Origin of the sequence: Streptomyces sp. NPDC046977, from assembly GCF_040644455.1 — a bacterium.
GTDB lineage: Bacteria > Actinomycetota > Actinomycetes > Streptomycetales > Streptomycetaceae > Actinacidiphila.
In genome coordinates, this window is sequence record NZ_JBEYWO010000086.1 from 1 (window position 1) to 1,743 (window position 1,743).

Below are 1,743 nucleotides of genomic sequence, written 5' to 3' on the forward strand. Positions count from 1 at the left end.
AGGTGGACCAGCATGTGCAGATGGGCCAGGGCCTCGGCCTGGGCGGGCGAATGCGCGCCCCCGGGAAGACGCTGGAAGGCGCGACCGACCAGTTCACCCACGAGGTCGTCGACCGCGCCGGCGGCGAGCGCGGCGATCTCCTCCTCGCTCATCCGCAAAGAGAAATGGATGCCAGGCATACGCCCACTCTAGGCTCCCATCCCCGACAGCGACAACAAGGGTTGTCAATGCCGGGATACAGTGTCCCGGCCGCCCGCGGGTGCGGGCGGCCGGCTGGACACCCAGGAGCATCGTGATGACGGCAGAGCAGGGCGCTGCCCGGCGGGCAGGAGCAGGCTGGACGACGCGACGCTGGCTCCTGGCCGGCGTGAGTGCGGCGCTGGTCGTGCTGGTGGCTCTGGGCGGGCTCGGCCTGTGGGCGATGAACCGTGCCACGGCGATCACCAGGGACCTGGTCGACACCCGCTCTCCGTCCCTGACCAACTCGATACGCCTGGAGACCGCCCTGGTCAACCAGGAGACCGGCATCCGCGGCTACGGCCTGACCGGGCGCAACGAGTTCCTCCAGCCGTACCGACAAGGCCTGGCCGACCAGAAGACGGCCGTGAACCGCCTGCACGAACTGCTGGCCCACAACCCGCAAGGCCGCGCAGACCTACAACAGGTCGAGGCCCGCTCCCAGGACTGGCAGCAGCGCTTCGCCAACCCGATCGCGGCCACCCCGGCCGGAGCCCCAGTGCCGGTAGCGAGCGAGCGCGCCACCGAGGGCAAGGCGGCATTCGACCGGCTGCGCGTGGCGATGACCGCACTGCAGGACCATCTGCGCGACGACCGCACCTCAGCAGTGCGCGGTCTCACCCGGGCACAGCACCTGCAGAACCGGGTACTCATCGCGATCGCGGCAGTGATCGTGCTCCTGGACGTACTGGTCTTCGAGGGGCTGCGCCGCGGCATCAACAGACCACTCACAGCCCTCAGTGCCGATGCCCGCACCGTCACCCGCGGCGACTTCGCCCGCCCCATCACCGCCACCGGGCCGGCCGACCTACGCCACCTGGGTGCGGACCTGGAATCCATGCGCCGTCGCCTGGCCGACGAAATCGCATCCAGCGAGCACGCCCGGCAGCAACTGGACGCGCAGGCCGCCGACCTCAAGCGCTCCAACACCGAACTGGAACAGTTCGCCTACGTGGCCTCCCACGACCTGCAAGAACCCCTGCGGAAAGTCGCCAGCTTCACCCAGCTCCTCCAGCGCCGCTACGCCGGCCAGATCGACGACCGCGCCGACCAGTACATCGCCTTCGCCGCCGACGGCGCCACCCGCACGCAGACCCTCATCAACGCCCTGTTGGCCTTCTCCCGGGTCGGCCGCCTACCCAGCGAGCACCAGCCCACCGACCTGAACACAATCGTCGACCGGGCACTGGACAACCTCAGCGTGACCATCGACGAATCCGCCGCCACCATCACCCGCGACCAGCTGCCCGAACTCACCGCAGACCCCACACAACTGGGCAAGCTCTGGCAGAACCTGATCTCCAACGCCGTCAAATACCGCCACCCCGACCGCGCCCCCGCGATCCACCTCGGAGCCACACCCGAAGGCGAACACTGGCGCTTCACCGTCACCGACAACGGCATCGGCATCAACCCGGAATTCGCAGACCACATCTTCGTGATCTTCAACCGCCTCCACACCAAGGACAACTACCCCGGCAGCGGCATCGGCCTCGCCCTGTGCAA

1 protein-coding gene is annotated in these 1,743 nt (G+C 68.7%); it reads left to right on the plus strand.

Going from position 1 to position 1,743, the window contains the following annotated elements; genetic code table 11:
* Positions 1-295: 295 nt before the first annotated feature.
* The coding region (locus tag ABZ883_RS43095) for a CHASE3 domain-containing protein (protein ID WP_360917787.1) at positions 296-1,743 on the plus strand (1,448 nt) is incomplete at its 3' end.